Annotated in this window: 20 protein-coding genes; 12 read left to right on the top strand and 8 right to left on the bottom strand. The window is 57.4% G+C overall.

Annotated features, from left to right (window positions below):
• Positions 1-117 precede the first annotated feature (117 nt).
• Positions 118-966 (bottom strand): PhzF family phenazine biosynthesis protein, encoded by an 849-nt coding sequence (locus PMI17_RS19715; protein WP_007891927.1) that lies wholly within the window; start codon positions 964-966, stop codon positions 118-120.
• A gap of 113 nt (positions 967-1,079) precedes the next feature.
• Here PMI17_RS19715 and PMI17_RS19710 point away from each other — a divergent pair, with 113 nt between their 5' ends.
• Positions 1,080-1,703 (top strand): glutathione S-transferase family protein, encoded by a 624-nt coding sequence (locus PMI17_RS19710; protein WP_007891926.1) that lies wholly within the window; start codon positions 1,080-1,082, stop codon positions 1,701-1,703.
• On the opposite strand, the gene PMI17_RS19705 is transcribed toward PMI17_RS19710, so the two are convergent.
• Positions 1,670-3,160 carry a PLP-dependent aminotransferase family protein gene (locus tag PMI17_RS19705; protein ID WP_007891925.1) on the bottom strand — a complete coding sequence of 497 codons (1,491 nt, stop codon included), beginning with the start codon at positions 3,158-3,160 and terminating at the stop codon, positions 1,670-1,672. The genes PMI17_RS19710 and PMI17_RS19705 overlap by 34 nt on opposite strands.
• Positions 3,161-3,296: 136 nt before the next feature.
• Between PMI17_RS19705 and PMI17_RS19700 the strand changes: the two genes are divergently transcribed.
• On the top strand, positions 3,297-3,884 hold the full coding sequence (locus PMI17_RS19700) for a LysE family translocator (protein WP_007891924.1): 588 nt from the start codon (positions 3,297-3,299) through the stop codon (positions 3,882-3,884).
• 65 nt (positions 3,885-3,949) lie between these two features.
• On the opposite strand, the gene PMI17_RS19695 is transcribed toward PMI17_RS19700, so the two are convergent.
• From PMI17_RS19695 to PMI17_RS19680, 4 genes are all read right to left on the bottom strand, one after another.
• On the bottom strand, positions 3,950-4,315 hold the full coding sequence (locus PMI17_RS19695; protein ID WP_007891901.1) for a type II toxin-antitoxin system HigA family antitoxin: 366 nt from the start codon (positions 4,313-4,315) through the stop codon (positions 3,950-3,952).
• The gene (locus tag PMI17_RS19690) at positions 4,315-4,617 is read right to left on the bottom strand and encodes a type II toxin-antitoxin system HigB family toxin (protein ID WP_036621935.1); all 303 of its coding nucleotides are present in this window, start codon (positions 4,615-4,617) and stop codon (positions 4,315-4,317) included. Before PMI17_RS19690 ends, PMI17_RS19695 begins: the two co-directional genes overlap by 1 nt.
• A gap of 131 nt (positions 4,618-4,748) precedes the next feature.
• Positions 4,749-6,359, bottom strand: coding sequence for a malate dehydrogenase (quinone) (mqo, locus tag PMI17_RS19685; protein WP_007891899.1), 1,611 nt, complete (start codon positions 6,357-6,359; stop codon positions 4,749-4,751).
• A 535-nt stretch (positions 6,360-6,894) separates the two neighbouring features.
• A complete protein-coding gene (locus PMI17_RS19680) occupies positions 6,895-7,134 on the bottom strand; it encodes a DUF1158 domain-containing protein (protein WP_007891898.1) in 240 nt (79 codons plus the stop codon).
• Positions 7,135-7,419: 285 nt separating this feature from the next.
• On the opposite strand from PMI17_RS19680, the gene mntP reads away from it, so the two are divergent.
• The 10 genes from mntP (at position 7,420) to PMI17_RS19630 (ending at position 18,895) form a co-directional block, all read left to right on the top strand.
• Entirely contained in the window at positions 7,420-7,992 is a 573-nt protein-coding gene (gene mntP, locus PMI17_RS19675) for a manganese efflux pump MntP (RefSeq protein ID WP_007891897.1), read from the top strand.
• A gap of 520 nt (positions 7,993-8,512) precedes the next feature.
• The gene (dgcN, locus tag PMI17_RS19670; RefSeq protein WP_007891896.1) at positions 8,513-9,520 is read left to right on the top strand and encodes an N-acetyltransferase DgcN; all 1,008 of its coding nucleotides are present in this window, start codon (positions 8,513-8,515) and stop codon (positions 9,518-9,520) included.
• 1 nt (position 9,521) lies between these two features.
• Positions 9,522-10,487: an N-acetyl-D-Glu racemase DgcA gene (gene dgcA / locus PMI17_RS19665; RefSeq protein WP_007891895.1), complete on the top strand. Its 966-nt coding sequence runs from the start codon at positions 9,522-9,524 to the stop codon at positions 10,485-10,487.
• Positions 10,488-10,505: 18 nt separating this feature from the next.
• On the top strand, positions 10,506-12,368 hold the full coding sequence (locus PMI17_RS19660) for an ABC transporter ATP-binding protein (RefSeq protein WP_007891894.1): 1,863 nt from the start codon (positions 10,506-10,508) through the stop codon (positions 12,366-12,368).
• Positions 12,369-12,389: 21 nt separating this feature from the next.
• Positions 12,390-13,931, top strand: a complete 1,542-nt coding sequence (locus PMI17_RS19655) for a glutathione ABC transporter substrate-binding protein (protein ID WP_007891893.1) — start codon at positions 12,390-12,392, stop codon at positions 13,929-13,931.
• A 164-nt stretch (positions 13,932-14,095) separates the two neighbouring features.
• Positions 14,096-15,025 carry an ABC transporter permease gene (locus PMI17_RS19650; protein WP_007891892.1) on the top strand — a complete coding sequence of 310 codons (930 nt, stop codon included), beginning with the start codon at positions 14,096-14,098 and terminating at the stop codon, positions 15,023-15,025.
• Positions 15,025-15,909, top strand: a complete 885-nt coding sequence (locus tag PMI17_RS19645) for an ABC transporter permease subunit (protein ID WP_007891891.1) — start codon at positions 15,025-15,027, stop codon at positions 15,907-15,909. Before PMI17_RS19650 ends, PMI17_RS19645 begins: the two co-directional genes overlap by 1 nt.
• A 2-nt stretch (positions 15,910-15,911) precedes the next feature.
• A complete protein-coding gene (locus tag PMI17_RS19640) occupies positions 15,912-16,970 on the top strand; it encodes a P1 family peptidase (protein WP_007891890.1) in 1,059 nt (352 codons plus the stop codon).
• A 103-nt stretch (positions 16,971-17,073) separates the two neighbouring features.
• Positions 17,074-17,895: a M55 family metallopeptidase gene (locus PMI17_RS19635; protein WP_007891889.1), complete on the top strand. Its 822-nt coding sequence runs from the start codon at positions 17,074-17,076 to the stop codon at positions 17,893-17,895.
• 163 nt (positions 17,896-18,058) lie between these two features.
• Positions 18,059-18,895 carry a fumarylacetoacetate hydrolase family protein gene (locus tag PMI17_RS19630; protein ID WP_007891888.1) on the top strand — a complete coding sequence of 279 codons (837 nt, stop codon included), beginning with the start codon at positions 18,059-18,061 and terminating at the stop codon, positions 18,893-18,895.
• A gap of 68 nt (positions 18,896-18,963) precedes the next feature.
• Here the strand turns inward: PMI17_RS19630 and PMI17_RS19625 are convergent, their stop codons facing one another.
• Together PMI17_RS19625 and PMI17_RS19620 are read right to left on the bottom strand one after the other, a co-directional pair.
• Positions 18,964-20,475 (bottom strand): serine hydrolase, encoded by a 1,512-nt coding sequence (locus PMI17_RS19625; RefSeq protein ID WP_007891887.1) that lies wholly within the window; start codon positions 20,473-20,475, stop codon positions 18,964-18,966.
• Positions 20,472-21,212, bottom strand: a complete 741-nt coding sequence (locus PMI17_RS19620) for an ABC transporter ATP-binding protein (protein WP_007891886.1) — start codon at positions 21,210-21,212, stop codon at positions 20,472-20,474. Before PMI17_RS19620 ends, PMI17_RS19625 begins: the two co-directional genes overlap by 4 nt.
• Between the last annotated feature and the right edge of the window lie 118 nt (positions 21,213-21,330).

The raw sequence follows: 21,330 nt of genomic DNA, 5'->3' as shown, positions 1-21,330 counted from the left end.
AAACCCCCCCCAGCCGATGGCGAACGAAAGTCGCTCGACGCTTAACTGATCGGCATTACGCCATTTATGGCGACCTCATTAAACAGCGACGCCAGCAGGTTGCCATAAATGGCAACCTTACAACGTAATCGTCCCGTCAATCACCGTCACGGTTTGGCCACCAATCCAGATCGCTTCATGCGTAAAACTCACCTGAATCCGACCTTCACGCTGAATCGCGCTGCCCTGACGCGCCCGGTAATCTTGCGTTTGGCCCTGTGCCGCCAGGTAGCGTGCCAGGCAGGCATTGGCGCTACCGGTTACCGGATCTTCGGTCAAACTGCCGTTCTCAACCAGCAACGCGCGCACTTCATACTGCTCATTCTCACCCGAGGGCAGCGCGCCAAAAATCGCTGTGCCGTTAACGTCGGCATGTTGATGTAAACGGTGTAAATCAGAGGCTGACGGCACCACATCCAGCACCGCCTGCGCGCTGCTCAGCGGAATCAGCAGCCAGCGAATGCCCATATCGACGATGGTCGGTGCCTGGCTGAGATCGAAAGCTTCGCTATTTAACGCACTGCTCATCAACGCATCGCTAAAGGGCGTTAAGGTGGCCGCGGGCGCAGCAAAAGCCAGCGCGCCATCATCGCTGATGTTCACCTCCACTAGGCCAACGCCGCACTCCTGCACGATTTTGCCCGGCGTTTTCAGCGGCCAACCGGCTTCCAGCAGCGCATGCGCGGTGCCGAGCGTAGGATGACCGGCAAACGGCAGTTCGCCTTCAACGGTAAAAATACGCACGCGGTAATCCGCCGCCTGATCCTGTGGCGGCAGCACAAAGGTGGTTTCCGATAGGTTGGTCCAGCGCGCAATCGCTGCCAGCTGCGCATCACTCAATCCCTGTGCATCCATGATCACCGCCAGCGGATTACCTTTAAACGCCGATGAGGTAAACACATCCACTTGTTTAAATGCGACCTTCATTGTCACTCCTTCCTCGTTGAGGTTGTCTGAAATCCGGATTTACATCCTGCCGATTGCGAAAGATCAGCATCAGGGCTATGAATAGATTAAGAATTCTGCAATCGGAGTCTGCAATGTTAAAAGTTCTTGGCCGTACTTCTTCAATTAACGTGCGAAAAGTTCTGTGGCTGTGTGCAGAACTGGATATCGCGTATGAATCTGAACCCTGGGGCGACGATCCGCAATCGCTGCACTCAGCAGAATTTATGGCGCTCAATCCCAACGCGATGGTCCCGGTGATGATCGAGGACGATTTCGTGTTGTGGGAATCCAACACCATTTTGCGCTATCTGGCGAACAGCAACGGCGGCGACTGGCTCTATCCCGAAAATCCGCGCGCGCGGGCACCGGTTGATCAGTGGATGGATTGGCAAGCCACCGAACTGAACACGTCCTGGCGCTACGCGTTTATGTCGCTGGTACGCAACTCGCCAGCGCACCAGGATCCGCGCTTGCTGGCCGCTGCCGTCAAAGGCTGGTCGCACACCATGAACATTCTTAACCAGCATTTGGAAAAAACCGGGCGCTACGTCGCAGGCCGTAATTTCTCGCTGGCGGATATTCCGGTTGGGCTGGCGGTGAATCGCTGGTTCGAAACACCGCTGGAGCATCCTCACTTCCCGGCGGTGCAAACCTATTACGAGCGCCTGACCGAGCGCGAGCCTTACACCACCTGGGGCCGCAACGGCAAACCCTGATCCTGTCCCGGCGCGAGGCCTGTCATCTCACAGGCCAGCGCGCCGGTGCGCTGCAGTGCCCAGGTATAACGCTCATCAAACGGATAGCAGCAGGAGAGGCGCAACGCGTGCGTATAGCGATCGCTCAGCGAGTAGAGCGCGCCCGGCGTCACACAAATGTGCTCCTGCAGCAGACGGTGAAACATCTCCACGGTATCGACTTTGCCCGGCAGTTCTACCCAGAAAACAAACCCGCCGCGCGGCAGGGTAGCGCGCGTGCCCTGCGGAAAGTGGCGCGCCAGAATGCCGCGTGCCGCATCCAGATTCGCCGCATAGCGGCGACGCAGCGTACGCAGATGATGATCGTAACCGCCGCTTGCCAGGAATTCGGCCAGCGTTTCGCTCAGCAAACGTGACTCCGCCATCGATGAAACCGCTTTGAGGTGAGCGATGGCGTGATGAAAACGACCGGCGGCGGTCCAGCCGACGCGAAAATCGGGCGCCACGGTTTTGGTAAAGCTGGTGCAGTAAATTACCCAGCCGTCACTATCAAAGGCCTTCACCGGCGGTGATAGCGGCCACTCAAACTGCAATTCGTCATACAAACCATCTTCCAGCAGCGGAACGTGGTAAGTGTTCACTAACTTCGCCAGGCGCTTTTTGTTCTCCAGCGGCATCACATAGCCCAGCGGGTTCTGTGCGCCGGGCATGGCGATCACTGCCTGAATACGTTTCTCCTGCAGCAGCATCTCCAGCGCATCGAGCGACAACCCTTGCTGCGGATCGGTGGGGATTTCCAGCGCCTTCAGTCCCAACGAGGCCAGCAGCGGGAACAGGAAAAAATAGGTCGGCGATTCCAGACCGATGCAGTCGCCAGGTTTGGTCACCGCACGCAGCGCCAGCTGCAACGCTTCCATGCAGCCGTGGGTAAGGGTGATCGCTTGTGGCGGCAGGTTGATGCCATTATGCAGCGCGCGCCGTGCAATCTCCTCCCGTAAGCGCTCACTACCAGGCGGAAGCGCATAGCGTCCAATAATGTCGGGATTCTGTCGTAAAATCGACGCGGTAATGCGCCCGATACGCGCCGCCGGATAGAAGGTGCCATCCTGCGGACAGGCCAGCGAGATATTGGTGTACTCCGGATTATTTTGCGCGGCGAACACCTGCTCAATCAGTTCCAGCTTCTGCGCACTGGGATCGTTAATTTTAGGAGGTAACGGTTTTACCGCGCGCGTCACGGCGGGCAGCACGCCACGCACGTAATAGCCGGATTGCGGACGTGATTCGATCAGGCCACGATCTTCAAGCACTTGCCACGCATTAAGCACCGTATTGATACTAACCTGATGCGATTGCGCCACGCGGCGAATCGCCGGCAACCGCTTGCCCGGCTTCAGGGTGCCCTGATGAATCGACTCGGCAAAGCTATCGACCAACTGCTGATACAGCGTTTGGCCGGATGAAAGGGGAAGGGACACAAAAGCCTCCGCGCGCGATGGGTACAATTCATTTTTGAGATAACTGTATCCATCACAATAGTCATTTTGTGTCTCTGTTTCCATTGCAGCGTACGCATTAGCATGAAGGCATCATTGATTGTTAAGGAAGTACGCCATGCTCGATCCCTCGTTTTTCAGCTATGTCACCGTTATGTCGATCACCCCCGGCCCGAACAACCTGCTGCTGGCGACTTCCGGCGTCAACTTTGGCTTCAAACGCACGCTGCCGATGCTATTTGGCATTCTACTGGGTTGTGCGATTCAGATGCTGCTGGCGAGTATGGCGCTCGATGTGTTGCTGCACTGGATGGGCGCGATTCGCCTGCCGCTGACAGTGGTCGGATGCAGTTATCTGCTGTGGCTTTCGTGGAAGATATTCCGCGCCGGCGCACCGCAGCTACGCGAACGCCCGCGCCCCATGACGTTAATTGGCGGCATCTGTTTCCAGGCGGTGAACCCAAAAGCGTGGTTGATGGTGACGAATGTGGCGCTGATATACGCCAACAGCAACGGCGTGCTAACCGTGTTACTGGGATTCGCGGCGCTGAATCTGCCGTGCATCTTGATTTGGGCTGCATTGGGCGACCGCCTACGCAGCCATCTGCAAGTGGCGTGGAAACGTCAGGCATTTAACAGTTTGATGGCATTGTCGCTGGTGGCCACCACCGGTTGGATGCTGTATGACGCAGTGTTGTTGAGTTAACCATTATGGTGCGTATGGCGGTGCACCGTAATGATAGGGTCGCCATTCATGGCGACCGCAACCATTCACAACCCAACCAAACTCTCCAATGGAATACCAAACTGCTTATGCAGATTACGGATCATTTCCAGTGATAAAGAACGTTTCCCATTGAGCACTTCATAAACGCGATTACGACGACCGATGGCAGGCTCCAAATCTTTGGCTGTCAGCCCTTGTTGCTCCATGCGGAATTTAATGGCTTCAATCGGATCTGTCGCCTCTATGGGATAATGCTTTTTTTCCCATGCCTCAATGAGCATGCTCATCACGATCATATAATCGCTCTCTGGCGTGCCGAGCTCAGGCACATCTTCAAAGAGCGGCGAGATAGCCTCAAGAGCGGCTTCGTAATCCTGTTCGGAATGAATGGGTTTAATGGTTAGTGTCATTAGCGTTGCTCCACCGTATTAGCGTCAATCGCGTCATATTCCCGATGTGTGCCGATAAACTTTATAAATATCAGCTTCTGTGGATACGCGATGGCCGCTATCAGTCGATAATCGTTTCCTTTGATGTTGAATACCACTCGGCTACCTTTAAGAATGCTGGCGTGGCGGTATTGTTCCTTGATGTCTGCCGGGCTTGACCAGTCGGCCTTTTGTGCTTCATCAATCCAGGCTCTCAACGGCTGCGAAGAGTCGGGGTTCGCCGTCATAAACTCCCTTAATGACCTTACCGATATAATTCTCATGCAGCGCATCTTAATCCCGTTTTGGGACTATAACAAACCTGAATCCCAATTTGGGACATTTCTTGCGTTAGGCATAAAAAAAGAGGCTGCTTGCGCGGCCTCTCATCTTTGCAGCAAACGATCCTACCTTGTTACTTCCCCACCACATGCGCCGTTTCGCGCGCTTCATCGTTGGCGGCATCCGGTGTAACAACGGGCTCGTAATCGAGCTGCAGCACGCGGCTGGTATCGGCCAGCACTTTCTCGGTCAGCGCCACATCGCCATTCAACTTGCGGCCCCACGATGGGATCACCATGCGGATTTTGGTCTGCCATTCCGGTGAACGCATCTGCTCTGGGAAGGCTTTCGCCATCAGCTCGAGCATAATCGGTGCCGCGGTTGATGCACCAGGCGATGCGCCGAGCAGCGCCGAAATTGTACCGTCTTCCGAGGTCACCACTTCGGTGCCCAGACGCAGCACGCCGCCCTCTTTGGCATCATTTTTGATGATCTGCACGCGCTGGCCTGCCGTCACCAAACGCCAATCTTCCTGCTGTGCCTGCGGTACGTAAGCACGTAAGGCTTCCATACGATCGCTGTCGCTTTGCAGCACCTGATCAACCAGATATTTCACCAGGTCGAAACTCTTCAGGCCAACCTGCACCATCGGTTTCAGGTTACTGCCATTCATCGCACCGAACATATCCAGCAGCGAACCTTGCTTGAGGAATTTGGTGGAGAAGGTGGCGAATGGGCCAAACAGCAGCACTTGTTTGCCATCCAGCACGCGCGTATCGACATGCGGCACCGACATCGGCGGGGCGCCGACGCTGGCTTTGCCATACACCTTCGCCATGTGCTGTTTCACCACCTCCGGATTTTCCGTCACCAGGAAAGAGCCGCCCACCGGGAAACCGGCGTAGCCTTTCACTTCCGGAATGCCCGATTTCTGCAGCAGCGGCAACGCCGCGCCGCCGGCACCAATAAACAACTGGCGCGTGGTCAGCACGCGATCTTCGCCGCTGACCAGATTATGCAGGCTTACCTGCCAGCGGCCATCGCTCAGGCGCTTGATATCACGCACTTCCTGGCGTAGACGCAGACGGAAATTGGCTTTCTTCTCTAAAGCAGCAATCAGCTGACGCGTCACTTCACCGAAGTTCACGTCGGTACCCATCTCGGTCCAGGTGGCGGCGACTTTCTGCTTGCTGTCACGCCCATTCATCACCAGCGGAATCCACTGGGTGATTTGATCGCGGTCTTCTGAATAGCTCATGCCGCGGAACAGCGTACTTTTCTGCAACGCATTGAAGCGCTTACGCAGGAATTCAACGTTATCGTCGCCCCAGACGAAACTCATGTGCGGCGTACTGTGGATAAAGCTTTTGGGATTGCGCAGGTTGCCTTTCTGAACGTGATAAGCCCAGAACTGGCGCGAAATCTGGAACGATTCGTTAATCGCCACCGCTTTAGCGATGTCGATGCTGCCATCCGCCTTCTGTGGCGTATAGTTCAGCTCGGCTAGCGCGGCGTGGCCGGTGCCAGCGTTGTTCCAGCCATTCGAGGATTCAACCGCCACGTCATCGAGGCGTTCAACCATCTCAATCGACCAGTCAGGCTCGAGATCCTGCAGCCATGTGCCGAGGGTCGCACTCATCACGCCTGCGCCAATCAGCAGTACGTCGACGTCTTTTCGTTCCTGAAGGTTTGCGCTTTCCTTGCCAGCGGCGGCGAGCGCCAGATTTACCGCAGTAGTACTCATGAGGCGACATCTCCTCTCTCTGTTGACCTGAAGCTCAACAGGTTCGCAGGCGAAATAGCCGCGCTTCTTTCGAGCGCGTGGCGCTACTTCTCAAAGGTTAAGACTCAGGTATAAGTCATGGGGACGATAACGGTTAACTGCACGTTATGCATATGCATTCGAATATAACATTCTCGTATCGGAATTAAACGTTTGTTTATTTTTTAAAGGCGGAAATGATTCAGCATAAGAATTAATCAGCTCAACCCCGCTGCCATAAGGGATTTTTATCTCTTAATCAGACGCTTATAGTAATGTGAATGTTATGGGTTTGTGAGTGTTATTAGCGGGTGCGTTAATAGGTAGTGAGGTGTGTCACAATTTAATTGTATGAATTTTAAGTGATTTACGTAAATTGACTATTTATGCGGAATTTATGTTGCGTGATATTTCGCCATGCCGTGTAAAAGTAATGTTACATTTTTGTGGTGATGAATTTAGGCGTGAGCAGGCATGCCATGCAGAAGAAAAATGCATCACCTTGCAGGAAAAGCGATCAGCGCGAGCGACGTCGCCACAGGAAGCGAATCACGAAGAACTCAATCGCGCCCAGCAGCAAAAACCACAGGCTAAAGACAATCGTATACAGCTGATTAACATCCATTAGGTGCAAACTTTCTTGCAGCTGTTTTGCCAGCTCAATGCCAAACGAGGGCGCGGGCAGCAGCAGGGCAGAGAGAAAGCCCAGCAGCAGAATGCCACCCGGGATAATCAGCGTTTCGAACGGGTTATTCATGGTCATTTTTCCAAATCAGTTAGCGCGGGCATTAGCGCATAAAATGGCGCTGGGGTGCAATCCCCGTGCCGGATCGCGCTAAGAAATTTCTTCTATTCCATTCACTTAGCGTCAAAAATAGCGAAAGTTAAGAGTTATAGCCTTTGCTATACTTAAGGCCCTGATTTTACTGTCTTTTTTTTGGTGTTTTTGCGTGTTAGACTGCGCGCACTTTTTCATTACTGAACAATAAATGCGGAGAAGTAGCGGCTTCAGGGCCTGTTCCGCGGCATTGATTGAAAACCCATGACATTTATCGCAACCCTGATTCTGGCCTTTGGTATGTCGATGGACGCTTTCGCTGCAGCACTGGGCAAAGGCGCATCATTGCATCGCCCGAATTTCAAAGAAGCGCTGCGTACGGGCTTGATCTTTGGCGTCATTGAGATGCTGACGCCGCTGATTGGCTGGGCAATTGGCCTGGCGGCCAGTCGCTATGTTATGGCATGGGATCACTGGGTCGCTTTCGGTCTGTTAAGCGTGCTGGGCGGCCGTATGATCATGGAAGGCTTCCGTCAAACGGCTGATGAGCCCTGCGAAGCGCCGCAGCGTCACGGTTTTATGGTGCTGGCATTAACCGCTGTCGCCACCAGTCTGGATGCGCTGGCGGTGGGGGTGGGTTTGGCATTTCTGCAGGTCAATATCATCATGACCGCCGTCACCATCGGCGCCGCCACCACCGTGATGGCGACCACCGGCGTGCTGGTTGGACGTTTTATCGGCCCGGTAATGGGCAAATGGGCTGAAGTGCTTGGCGGCGTGGTACTGATCAGTATTGGCTGCACCATTTTAAGCCAGCACATGGGTTGGTTTAACTAACGATACTGCTGCCTGGTGTGCATAAATGCGCACCCTACAACTTCCACTGTGCCTGGTCGTACCTTCATGGCAACCACCGCAAACCCGCAATAAATCCTCATTCTGTGATCCACTTCAAAAATAATTGCGGTAAAAACGCTCAGACGCTATACTTTTTGCGTATTTCTTCAACAATTTTTGAATCAGGTGCTTTATGAAACGCTTTTTCCGCTACGTGTTCCGTTCTTATGTAGAAACCTTCAAACACGTACCGCCGGGTGCTCTTAATTAAGATCTCCCCAGAATACCCTCGATAATCGCGGTCAGGGATCGACCTGTGGTTATCAACTGTTTTCTTATCTCTCCAACCGCTTTCCCTGCCATTTCCCCGCTAATAGATTGATTTAGCCCTTCAGCCATCACATTTCGATCTGGCTATAGCCGCAGGTTATACCCCGCTACTAAACAAGCATTCGTCACCCTTTCTTCTGCATGAAATAGTCAGCTCAGGCCCTATAAACCGTCTGAAACGAGAAACATCATGCTGATCCCACAACCTTATTTACTCTTCCTCGGCGACGTAACCGATCCACTGGCCGCTAAAACGGCACGCGGCATTCAGGTCTGGCGACCGGAGCAGTGCGTTGGCGAAATCAAATTGCCGGGCTGCACCGTCAGCCTTGGCCTCGACGAGCTCGATATTAACGCTGCTAAAGCGCGCGGGGCCAAAACGCTGGTGCTCGGTACCGCCAATGCGGGTGGTTACCTGCCAACACACTGGCTCGACACGGTAAAAAGCGCCATTTCCGCTGGTATGAACGTTGCCAGCGGTTTACATCATCGTTTGGTGGATGAGCCTGAGCTGGTGGCATTGGCCAAAGAGTTCGGCGTGGAGCTGTTCGACCTGCGCCATATGCGTCCAAAACTGAACGTCGGCAGCGGTAAAAAGCGTACAGGTAAGCGAGTGCTTACTGTTGGCACTGACTGCTCAGTGGGCAAAATGTACACCTCGCTGGCGCTGGAAGCGGCGATGCGCGAACGCGGCATGAAAGCCGATTTCCGCGCTACCGGTCAGACCGGCATTTTAGTGGCAGGCGAAGGGATTGCGATTGATGCGGTGATTGCCGACTTCATCGCCGGTGCCGTTGAAGCGCTGTCGCCGGCCAATGACGCCGATCACTGGGATATCGTTGAAGGTCAGGGTTCGCTGTTCCATCCTTCCTATGCTGGCGTCAGCATGGGCCTGATTCACGGTGCGCAGCCGCACTGGCTGGTGATGTGCCACGAAATGGGCCGTCCGCATATGCGCCATCTGCCGCATCAGCCGATGGTCAGCCTGAAAGATTGTGTCGAAGCCAACCTGCGCGCGGCGCATGTCACCAGTGATGCCGTGCAGCTGGCCGGTTTCGCCATCAACACCTCGAACTACAGCGAAGAGGAAGCGCGCGCCTATTGTGCCGAGGTCAGCGCTGAATTCGGCGTGCCTGCCACCGATCCGGTGCGCTTCGGCATTGCGGATATCGCCGCGCTGCTGCAGGAGCGCGGCTAACATGCGGCGCATGCAGATTGAAGTGCTGGAGCTGCCGCTGGCGCGTCCGTTTGCCATCTCGCGTGGCACGCGTACGGCGGTTACGGTAATTCGCGTAACGCTGGAGCAAAACGGCTTTATTGGCCGTGGCGAATGTACGCCAACGCCGCGCTACGATGAAACGCCGGAAAGCGTCAACGCCGAACTGGACGCGCTGCGCGCCGACATTGAAGCGGGTTTGAGCCGCCTCGATCTGCAAAGCCGTTTGTCTGCGGGTTCAGCGCGTAATGCGCTGGACTGTGCGCTGTGGCGCCTGGATGCTGCACTGGCGAAACACACGCTGTGGCAACAGTGCGAACGCCTTCAGCCGCCCTCGGTGATCACCGCCGAAACCCTCAGCCTCGATTCCATCGCGAACATGGCCGCCGCTGCTGCCGATGCGGTATCACGCGGTGCCATCCTGCTGAAAATCAAACTCAATCGCGACGAAATTCTGGAGAAAGTCGCCGCGATTCGTCAGGCCGCGCCGCGCGCCACGTTAATCATTGATGCTAACGAAGCCTGGTCAGGCGTGGATTTGCCCAGCCTGCTCAACGCGCTGGTCAGCTTTAACATTGCGATGGTCGAGCAGCCGCTGCCGGCGGGTCAGGATCAGGCGCTGCAGCGTTTTGCGCACCCGATTCCAATCTGTGCCGATGAGAGCTGCCACACGCGAGAAGACATCGCGCCGCTGCGCAATCGCTACGAAATGATCAACATCAAGCTGGATAAGTGCGGCGGTTTAACCGAAGCGCTGGCGATGGTGGAAGAGGCGCAGAAGCTGGATATGCGGCTGATGGTGGGCTGCATGCTCGGCTCATCACTGGCGATGGAGGCGGCGTTGCCGGTGGCGATTGCCGCGGAACACGTCGACCTCGATGGCCCGATCTGGTTGGCCGCTGACAGCTCGCCGTTCCTTTCTTACGCTCAAGGCCAAATCTGGCTGTAACCCGCACGCGGAGCAACGATGACGGACACTTTACTTACCCCCAACGCCGCCAGCGTTGCCGGTTCACCACCGGTGCTCGCGATTCAGGACCTCAGCGTCAGCTTTCGCGGCCGCAGCGGCGAAAATCAGGCGCTGAAGGGCATCAGTTTTAATATTCATCAGGGCGAAATTGTCGCCGTGGTGGGCGAAAGTGGTTCGGGTAAATCGGTCACCTCGCTGGCGGTGATGGGCTTACTCGCCGCCTCTGGCCGTATCGATCGCGGCAGCATGCAGTTTCGCGATCGTCAGGGCAAAGCCCATCAACTGGCCAGCCTGAATGAACCTCAGCGCCGCGCCCTGCGTGGCCGCGAGATGGCGATGATTTTTCAGGAGCCGATGACCTCGCTCAATCCGGTATTACGCGTTGGCGATCAGCTGACTGAAGCGCTGCGTGACCATCAGATTTGTGACAAAAGCCAGGCCGAGGCGCGCGCGCGCGAATTACTGCGTCAGGTGCGCATCGCCGATGTGGATCGCGTTATGAAAAGCTATCCGCATTCGCTGTCGGGCGGCATGCGCCAGCGCGTGATGATTGCCCAGGCGCTGGCCTGCGATCCGCAGCTGTTAATTGCCGATGAGCCGACCACCGCGCTGGACGTTACCGTGCAGGCGCGCATTCTGCACATCCTGCGTGATCTGCAACGCGAGAAGCAGATGGCGGTGCTGTTCATCACCCATGACATGGGCGTGGTGGCCGAAATCGCCGATCGCGTGGTGGTGATGCTGCGAGGCGAAGTGGTTGAGCAGGGCACGGTCAGCGACATCTTCAATGCGCCGCAGCATCCTTATACCAAAGCGCTACTCGCCGCGGTGCCGAAGCTGGGCGATATGCGCGAATATGCGTGGCCGCAGCGCTTTCCGCTGTTGGGCAGCGAGGCCAACGATCGCAGCGAGCAGCGCACCGCGCGCTACGATGAAACGCCGCTGCTGGATGTGCGCGGTCTGAAAGTGTACTACCCGATTCGCAGCGGGATTTTCTCGGCGCTGACCCACCAGGTGCACGCGGTGGAGCAGATTGATTTCAGCCTGTGGCCGGGCGAAACCCTGGCGATTGTCGGCGAAAGCGGCTGCGGTAAATCCACCACCGGTCGTGCGCTGATGCGGCTGATCAACAGCGACGCCGACAGCATCCATTTCCAGGGTAATGAAATTGCCAATCTTAAAGAGGCGCAGTTCCAGCCGCTGCGCCGTGAAATCCAGATGGTGTTCCAGGATCCCTACGCCTCGCTCAATCCACGTTTGACGGTTGGTTTCACCATTGCTGAACCGCTGCTGCTGCACGGCATGGTGAAGTCGCTGGAAGAAGCCTCGCCGCAGGTCGATGCGCTGCTAAAAAGCGTGGGATTGTTGCCGGAACATGCGCAGCGCTATCCGCACGAGTTTTCCGGTGGACAGCGCCAACGCATCGCCATCGCACGCGCCATGGCGTTGAAACCCAAAGTGATCATCGCCGATGAAGCGGTCTCGGCGCTCGACGTGTCGATTCAGGCGCAGGTGGTCAATCTGATGATGGATCTGCAGCAGCAAACCGGCGTGGCGTGGATCTTTATCTCGCACGATATGGCGGTGGTAGAGCGCATCGCCAACCGCGTGGCGGTGATGTATCTCGGCCAGATTGTCGAGCTCGGGCCGCGCCAGTCGGTGTTTAACCAGCCACAACATCCTTATACCCAACGTCTGCTGGCCTCGGTGCCGGTAGCCGATCCCCAGAACCGTCAACCCCGCACTTTCGAAGAGAGCGAAATTCCTTCGCCGCTGCGCAAGGTGGGAGAAACGGTCATTAAACCGCGTTATCGCCAGGTTGCTCCGCAACACTGGGTCGCTGACTTTGTTTCGCGCTAACCCTCAATACCAGGAGATTTCATGAACCCGATTTTCCGCCGTACGGCGCTTGCGCTCGGATTGACCCTCTCGCTGGCCGCCGCGGCTCAGGCACAGGATCTGCGCATTTCGATGTATGCCGACATCACCGGCCTCGATCCGCACGATACCTCAGACAACGTCAGCTACTCGGTGCAGAGCGGCATCTTTGAGCGCCTGTTCCAGTTCGATGCGCAGATGAAATTGCAGCCGTGGCTGGCCACCGGTTACACCAACAATGACAGCGCCACCGAATTTACCCTGACGCTGCGTAAAGACGTCACTTTCCAGGACGGCACGCCGTTTGATGCCGAAGCGGTAAAAGCCAACCTCGATCGCCTCGCCGACCAGAAAAAAGGCCTCAAGCGCAACAGTCTGTACAAGATGATTGAGAAGGTGACGGTGCTGGCGCCGGATCAGGTAAAAATCGAGCTTAACCAATCGTTTGGTGCCTTCATCAACACGCTGGCGCATCCGTCGGCAGTGATGTGGAGCCCGGCAATCCTCAAGCAATATCCGGAAGAAGCGCAGCTGCGTCTGCATCCGGTGGGGACCGGTCCCTTCAAATTCGTCACCTGGCAGCCGGGTAAAGCGGTGACGCTGGCAAAGTATGATGGCTACTGGCAAAAGGGCTGGCCGAAGGTGGATAACGTGATCTTCTCGCCAAGTCCGGAAGATGCTACGCGCGTCGCGGCACTGAAGTCGGGCCAGGTTGATGCGATCTGGCCGCTACCGTCGGATCTGATCGCCACCGTGCAGAGCGATAGCAAACTGGCGATCCAGCGCGATCCGAGCATTTACCTCTACTACATGGCGATCAACACCCAGCACAAACCGCTGGCCGATGTACGTGTACGCCAGGCGATCAACTACGCCATCGACCGCGATCTATGGCTAAAAGTCGCCTTTGCCGGCATGGGCAAACCGGCCAGCTCGGCGATTCCTGCAGGCGTGCAGTTCTATCAGAAGCAGAGCGCGCCGAACTATCGCTATGCACCGGATGAAGCCAAAGCGCTGTTGAAAGCCGCCGGTTACCCGAACGGCCTCGACCTGAAACTGTGGGTCACCAACGCCACCGCCAGCGTGCGTGCCGCGCAGGTGCTGAAAGCGCAGCTGGCAACGGTCGGCATTCGCGCCACGGTCACGCCGATGGATTCCGGCACGCGTAACGCCAAACTGTGGGGCGTGAAGGATCCGAAAGAGGCGGAATTTGACCTCTATTACGGCGGCTGGTCGACCTCAACCGGTGATGCCGACTGGGCGCTGCGTCCGCTTTATGCCACCGAATCCTGGGTGCCAACCTCGTACAACGTTTCGTACTTCAGCAATGCCGAAGCCGACAAAGCGATTGCCGGTGGCTTAGCCACCGCCGATCCGGCCAAACGTGGCGAGGCATACGCTGAAGCGCAGAAAGTGTTGTGGAAAGAGGCACCGGTGGCCTTCCTCGGTACGCCAGACAATCTGGTTGGCAAGCGCAGCACGCTGAGCGGTGTGTCGATGCTGCCGGATGGTAACTTCCTGTTTAATCAGGCGGCGTTTAAGTAAAGCCCTCACCCTAACCCTCTCCCAAAGGGAGAGGGGACGAATAGGTGGGCACATTCAACTCCCTCTCCCGCTGCGGGAGAGAGCTAGCACGATCTATCCCCTCTCCCGCAAGCGGGAGAGGGCTAGGGTGAGGGCAATAACCGCACCCAACCAAAAGGAACCGCATGTTCGCATACATCATTCGCCGATTGCTGGAGATGATCCCCGTTCTGCTGGTGGTCTCGCTGCTGGTCTTCGGCTTCATCAAGCTGCTGCCTGGCGATCCGGCGCGCATCTATGCTGGGCCGGATGCGCCATTGGCTGCGGTGGAAGCCGCGCGTCAACATCTCGGGCTCAACGATCCGCTGCCGCAGCAATATATCAACTGGATCGGCGGCCTGCTGCGCGGCGATCTTGGCGTCACTTACCGCACCCAACAGCCGGTGCTGGACGTCATCAAACAAGGCTTTATGCCGACGATGTGGCTGGCGCTGGCGGGGTTTGCCTGGTCGGTCATTCTCGGCCTGTTCCTCGGCGTCTTTGCCGCCCTGAAACGCGGTAAATGGCAGGACTGGACCTTGATGAGCGTCGCCGTCGGCGGCATCTCGATGCCGACCTTCTGGCTGGGTCTGCTGCTGATCCAGTTCGTCGCCATGCCGTTTGGCCTGTTTTCGGTTAGCGGCTTCAATCAACCCAGCGACATCGTATTACCGGCCATCACGCTCGGTTCGTCGGTGGCGGCGGTGATGGCGCGCTTCACCCGCTCGGCGTTTCTCGAAGTGGCGCAGGAAGATTACGTGCGCACCGCCAAAGCTAAAGGGCTGCGCAATCGGCTGGTGACGTGGAAACATGTGATGCGTAACGCATTGATCCCGGTGATCACCATGCTCGGCTTGCAGTTTGGTTTTCTGCTCGGCGGATCGATCGTGGTCGAAAGCGTCTTCAACTGGCCGGGATTAGGTTGGCTGTTGATCGAGTCGATCAAGGCGCAGGATCAGCCGGTGATCCAGGCGTTAGTGATGCTGTTCGTGTTTGAATTTATTGTGATTAACCTGCTGGTCGATCTGCTGTATGCCGTGGTCAACCCAGCGATTCGCCTGCGACAGGAGCCGTAATGAGTCTGCAATCTCTGCCTGCCCACGCGCAGGAGGCGATCCGTTCGCCGTGGCGTGATTTCCTGCACGCGCTGGTGCGTAATCCGCTGGCGCTGGTCTCTGGTGGTTTTGTACTGCTGCTGGTGCTGGTGGCTATTTTCGCGCCGTGGCTCGCACCCTGGGACCCGATGGCGCCGGACTGGATGGCGCTGTCCTCGCCGCCGTCCAGCACGCACTGGATGGGCACCGACGAATTGGGCCGCGATCTCTTCAGCCGCATCATCTTTGGCGCGCGCATCTCGCTGTACGTTGGCGTGCTGTCGGTCACGCTCGGCATGGTGGTCGGCGTGCTGCTGGGTCTGCTGGCGGGCTATTATGGCCGCTGGATCGATATGCTGATCATGCGCGGCTCCGACGTGCTGTTTGCCTTTCCTGGCATGCTACTGGCGATTGCGGTGGTAGCGATTCTCGGGCCGGGGCTGAATAACGTCATCATCGCGGTGGCGATCTTCAGCGTGCCGGTATTTGCGCGTATCGTGCGTGCTTCCACCTTGTCGCTGAAGCAGGCGGCGTACGTCGAAGCGGTGCGCTGTGCCGGTGCGCCGGATCGCGTGATTCTGCTGCGCCATATTCTGCCGGGCACGCTCTCTAACGTGATTGTCTATTTCACCATGCGTATCGGCACCAGTATTCTCACTGCTGCCGGGCTGAGTTTTATCGGCCTTGGCCCGGAACCCGATGTGCCGGAGTGGGGCAATATTCTGGCGATGAGTCGCAGCATGATGATGGCCGGCTTGTGGCACGTCAGCGTGTTTCCGGGGCTGGCGATATTTATTACCGTGCTGGCGTTTAACCTGCTGGGTGACGCGCTGCGCGACACGCTCGATCCCAAACTAAAGAGCTAAGCATGGACTTTCAACAACTGCAGCGCGACCTGCTGCTGCAACGCTGGCGCAGCGAGCGTCAGCTGGGACAACCGCGCACCGTTAGTGGTGCCAACAATCGCCTAAGCGATGTGCCGGGCGTGCGCGTCGGACATTACACGCTGGCCGATGGCGAGCGGCAAACCGGCGTCACCGCGATTGTGCCGCCGGGCGACAATCTGTTTACTCAGCCGCTGCCCTGTGCGGCTGCGGTGTTCAACGGTTTCGCAAAGCCGGTTGGCCTGGTGCAGGTTGAAGAGTTGGGCGTGCTGCAGACGCCGATTTTGCTCAGCAACACGCTGGCGGTGGGCACGCTATTTACCACGCTGGTGCGCGATGCCATCAGCCGCAACCACGAGTTGGGCCGCAGCTTGCCGACGGTCAATCCGCTGGCGCTGGAGTGCAACGATGGCTGGCTCAACGATATTCAGGCGCTGGCAATCACGGAAGCCATGGCGCAACAGGCACTGGATAACGCCACCGCCGATTTTGCGCGCGGCAGCGTCGGTGCCGGGCGCGGTATGAGCTGCTTCAGTTTAAAAGGCGGCATTGGCACGGCATCGCGCCTGATTCCGTCGCTCAATGCCACGCTTGGCGTATTCGTGCTGGCCAACTTTGGTGCCTTAACCGCACTGACGTTGGACGGCGTGCGCCTCGGCGAGATGATTGCGCCGCTGCTGCCGGAACTGGCGCCACAGCGTGATGCCGGCTCCATCATCATTATTATGGCGACCGATGCGCCGCTCGATGCACGGCAACTCAAGCGCGTCGCCAAACGCGCCGGTGCCGGTTTAGGACGTTTGGGCAGCTATTGGGGCCACGGTTCGGGCGATATTGCTGTGGCGTTCTCCACCCAGCCGCAGCCGCAGCCGCCGGAAGAATCGGCGCTGGAACCGCTGCTCGCCGCCGCTGCTGATGCCACCGAACACGCGGTGCTGGATGCCTTGCTGAGCGCCGAAGCCGTCACCGGTTTCCGCGGCCATCATCGCCCATCGTTAACCGACGTTTTGGATCGATTGGCGCTGTTGTCCCGGTCGGCATAAATGCCGCCCCTACAAAACACATGACCGGTGCAGACATATCGCTTCGTAGGGTCGCCATTCATGGCGACCGTGTTAAAAATTGCACGGAACCCAAGATAACCTCATGAAAATATTCATCTCAGCCGATATCGAAGGCATTGCGGGCGTGATGCGCCCGGATCAGTGTTCACCCGGCCACGCGGAGTACCAACTGGCGCGTGGATTGATGGAACAGGAAGTTAACGCCGCTATCGATGGCGCATTTGCCGGTGGTGCCACCGAAGTGGTGGTGGCCGACAGCCATGCGCAGATGACCAACCTGCGTGCGGAAAATATCGATCCGCGTGCGCGCATGGTGCAGGGCAAACCGCGCGGTTTATCAATGGTGGAAGGCATTGAGCAGCAGCCGTTTGATGGCCTGTTCTTTATTGGCTATCACAGCGCGGCGGGCGAGCCTGGCGTGCTGGCGCACACCATTAACGGCCGCGCGTTCTGGCGTATTCACATCAACGGCAAGGTGATGGGCGAAAGCGACATTTATGCGGCAGCGGCGGCTGAACAGGGCACGCCGCTGTGGCTGGTGAGCGGTGACGATCAGCTTAAAGGCTGGATGGCTGAACACTATCCATCGGTGGATTACGTCTGCGTGAAACGCGCGATTTCGCACACCTGCGCGGAATCCATCAGTCCGCAGGCGGCGCAAAACGCCATTCGCGCTGCGGCGACCGCCGCCGTGCAGCGTAAACGGCAGGTCAGCACCACGCGCCTGAGCGCGCCTTATGATATGCAGCTGCAGGCCAGCAAACCGGTGCTGGCGGATCTGTTCAGCCTGATTCCCGGCGTGACGCGCATCGACGCGGTTACCGTCGGCTATCGCGCGGATGATATGAATACGCTGATTAGCCTGCTGAGTGCCTTCTCCTATCTGGCGAGCACGCAGTCTTAATTGAAATAATTTGCGCAATAAATTGCGCCGCTACATATATGTGCACGTACCGTAGCGGCGCAATTTATTGCGCGATTTTGATTATTGCATCAGCAGGTCGGTCCGCATTTCCTGCTGAATTTTGCTAACCTGCGCGCAATTTATCTATAACAACGAGGCAGTCATGCAGCTCTGCAGTTTTTATCTTATTGACCAGCAAAGAAAAAGTTACGGTATTGTGCAGCAAGAGGGCGTGATTGATATCGGCGCGCGCCTCGGCGCTGACTGTCCGGATCTGAAAACTTTGCTGCAACGCGGCGCGTTGAGCGATCTCGATGCCTACCTTTCACAGCCAGTTGATCATCCGTTTAGCGCTATTCGCTTCCTGCCGGTGGTGGAAAATCCTGGCAAAGTGTTCTGCGTTGGCATGAACTACGCCGATAAACGCAAAGAGTTTGCCGAGACGATTGAAGCGCCAACGCTGTTTGTACGTTTCGCAGATTCGCTGGCGGCGCACGAACAGCCGCTGCTGAAACCGGCCACCACGCAAGAGTTTGATTACGAAGGCGAACTGGCGGTGATCATCGGCAAAGCCGCCTATCAGGTGAAAGCCGCCGATGCGCTGCAGCACGTTGCTGGCTACAGCTGCTTTATGGACGCCACGGTACGCGATATGCAGTTTACCTGGTTCACCGCCGGCAAAAACTGGCAGCAAACCGGTGGATTCGGGCCGTGGATGACCACCGCCGACGAGATCCCCGATCCGCAGCAGCTGGCGATTAAAACCTGGCTCAATCAGCGCGAAGTGCAGAACGATACCACCGCCAGCATGGTGCATCCGGTGGCGAAAATCATTGAGTACATTTCAGCGTTCAGCCCGCTGTCGCCGGGCGATGTGATCATCACCGGCTCTCCGGGCGGCGTCGGTAAAAAACGCACGCCACCGCTGTTTATGTTCCCCGGCGATGAGATTGAAGTGGAAATCGAGAAAATCGGACGATTGCGTCACCGCGTGGCCTGAATGCGCAATAAATTGCGCCGCTACCAATACGTGCACATACCGTAGCGGCGCGATTCATCGCGCGGTGTTTAACGCCTAAACTTCACCACGCGGCTGCGGTTCAACATTAACCGCAGCGAATCGCCTTCACGCGCAATCACAAAACGCTTCTCCCACGGCCCATCCTGCGCGGTGGCCAGTACGCGATCGCCGCCCAGCGACTGCAACCGGGCACGAATGGCTGCCGGGCCGATGCCCATAATTAGGCTGTCGTCCTCAATCACCAACTCGCTGCGCCACTGCGGCGCCAACCAGCGGCCCTGCAGATTATCGAGGCTGGCCCGATCGGCCTGCACCGGCACAAAACGTCGTGCGGCATGACCGATTTCACCCACAATCGCCGCGCCATCATGGCGTAACTGCATCGGGAAGGTGCTGGAGAGCGACACCGCATCGCCATGCGCATCATTACGCCACAACGCTTCACCGGCGCCGAGCCAGGTGGCCATCACGCCGTTGATCTCCAGCCAGTCGGCCGCGTTTTCCGCCACGTACAGCCCCGGCGTTAAATCGTGTCCTTTCTCCGGCAATTCGCGATTAAGCAGCGCCGCCATCACGCGCAACACGCTTTCCGAGGTGGTGACATCTTCGCGATTGGCGACCAGCGCCACGCCAAGTTTTAACTCCGGATGCAGCAGGAAATAGCTCTTATAGCCGGCATGCGAACCGCCGTGGCCAAACAGCGTCTGGCTGCCAAGCGTCGAGCTGGTGATGCCCAAACCGTAACCGCTGGTGCGGCCATCGTTGAGATTGCGCGGCGCAGTCAGGCGCTGCAGCACGCCCGCGCCCGGTCCGCTATCGGCCAGCAGGCTTTGTAGCCAGCGCGTCAAATGGTTCAGACTGCCGGTCACGCTACCCGAAGCAGAAAGATGTAAACCGGCGCTGGCAAGCTGCCAGCGTGCGCCGTTTTGCCAGTAACCCGGCACTAAACCTGGCACGACATCAAACCAGCTTTCCGGCGCAATCAGGTTGATATCCAGCGGATCGCAGAGGTACTGCTGCAGCAGATCGTTGAAGCCCACGCCTTTGGCTTTTAACGCTTCTTCCACCAGCCGATAGCCGGTGTTGGTGTAAGAGATTTCGCTGCCGGGCGCATAGTTGAGCTCGCCTTCACGCGCGATAAAATCCAACAGGTCGGCGGCGCTCGTCGCGTTGTACACCGATAATCCCAGCAGCGATAAGGTTTCGCGCACGTCCGGCAAGCCGCTGCTCATATCCAGTGCCTGACCCACGGTAATCTGCCCGTTGGCGCCGCTAAGCTGCGGCAGATGCTGCGCCAGCGTGTCATCAAGCTGCAGATAGCGGCGGCCGGGTCCCGTCACTAAAGCGGCAAAGATATGTTTGGTGATGGAGGCGAAACGCACCACGCTGTCGGCGCTAAACGGCGTTTGCTGCGCCAAATCGGCCAAGCCGGCGCAGTGGGTTGAGTGAATCTGCTGCGCATCAAACAGCACGATTGCGCCGCCCGGTGCGGCAGGCTGTTGCCAGCTTTCAGTGATCTGTTGTGCGACCTGCGCGGCGTGTTGCCAGTTAGCGGTCATGCCGGTTCCTCCAGCGTCATGCTGAGATCGAAAAGTTGGGCGGTATGCGGATGCTGGATGCGCCGCGCACGCAAATCGTCGGCGCTCAGCTGCTCCACCATCTCACCCTTCTGCATCACGCCAATGCGCTGACACAGGTGCGTTACCACCGCGAGGTTATGCGTCACCATAATGTAGGTGAGTTTGCGCTCGCTGCGTAGATCGCTGAGTAAATTGAGAATTTCGGCCTGCACCGACACATCCAGCGCTGAAGTCGGCTCATCCAGCAGCAGCACTTCCGGTTCGGCGATCAGTGCGCGGGCAATCGCTACGCGCTGACGCTGGCCACCCGACAGCTGATGCGGATAGCGAAAACGCACCGCCGCCGGTAAACCGACTTCGCTTAATGCCTGGCTGATGCGCTGTTCGGCGCGATCGAGCTGATGCACCAGCAGCGGTTCGTGCAGGATACGATCGATGGTTTGACGCGGATGCAGCGAACCAAACGGGTCCTGAAACACCATCTGCACCTGACGATAGAAGGCGCGGCTGCGTTTGGCGCTGAGCTGCATGCCGCCAAACAGCATGCTGCCTTGCCAGTCAGCATTCAGCCCGGCGAGGGCGCGCAGAATAGTGGATTTGCCCGAGCCGCTTTCACCGACCAGGCCAAAGCTTTCGCCATTACCCACCGCAAAGCTGACGTCTTTCACCGCCGTGTGCGCACCGAAGGCGATGTGCAGGTTATCGATTTGAATCATGGTTTGCTCCCAGCGGGCATTGAAACGGTCGGCATGAATGCCGACCCTACAAAAACGCGCTGAATGGTCGTAGGGTCGCCATTCATGGCGACCTGGCCAATTATTCCCGCCATGCGGC

Source organism: Pantoea sp. GM01 (assembly GCF_000282675.1).
In the GTDB taxonomy this organism is placed as follows: domain Bacteria; phylum Pseudomonadota; class Gammaproteobacteria; order Enterobacterales; family Enterobacteriaceae; genus Pantoea; species Pantoea nemavictus.
This window is presented reverse-complemented; position numbering and strand designations above follow the sequence as displayed.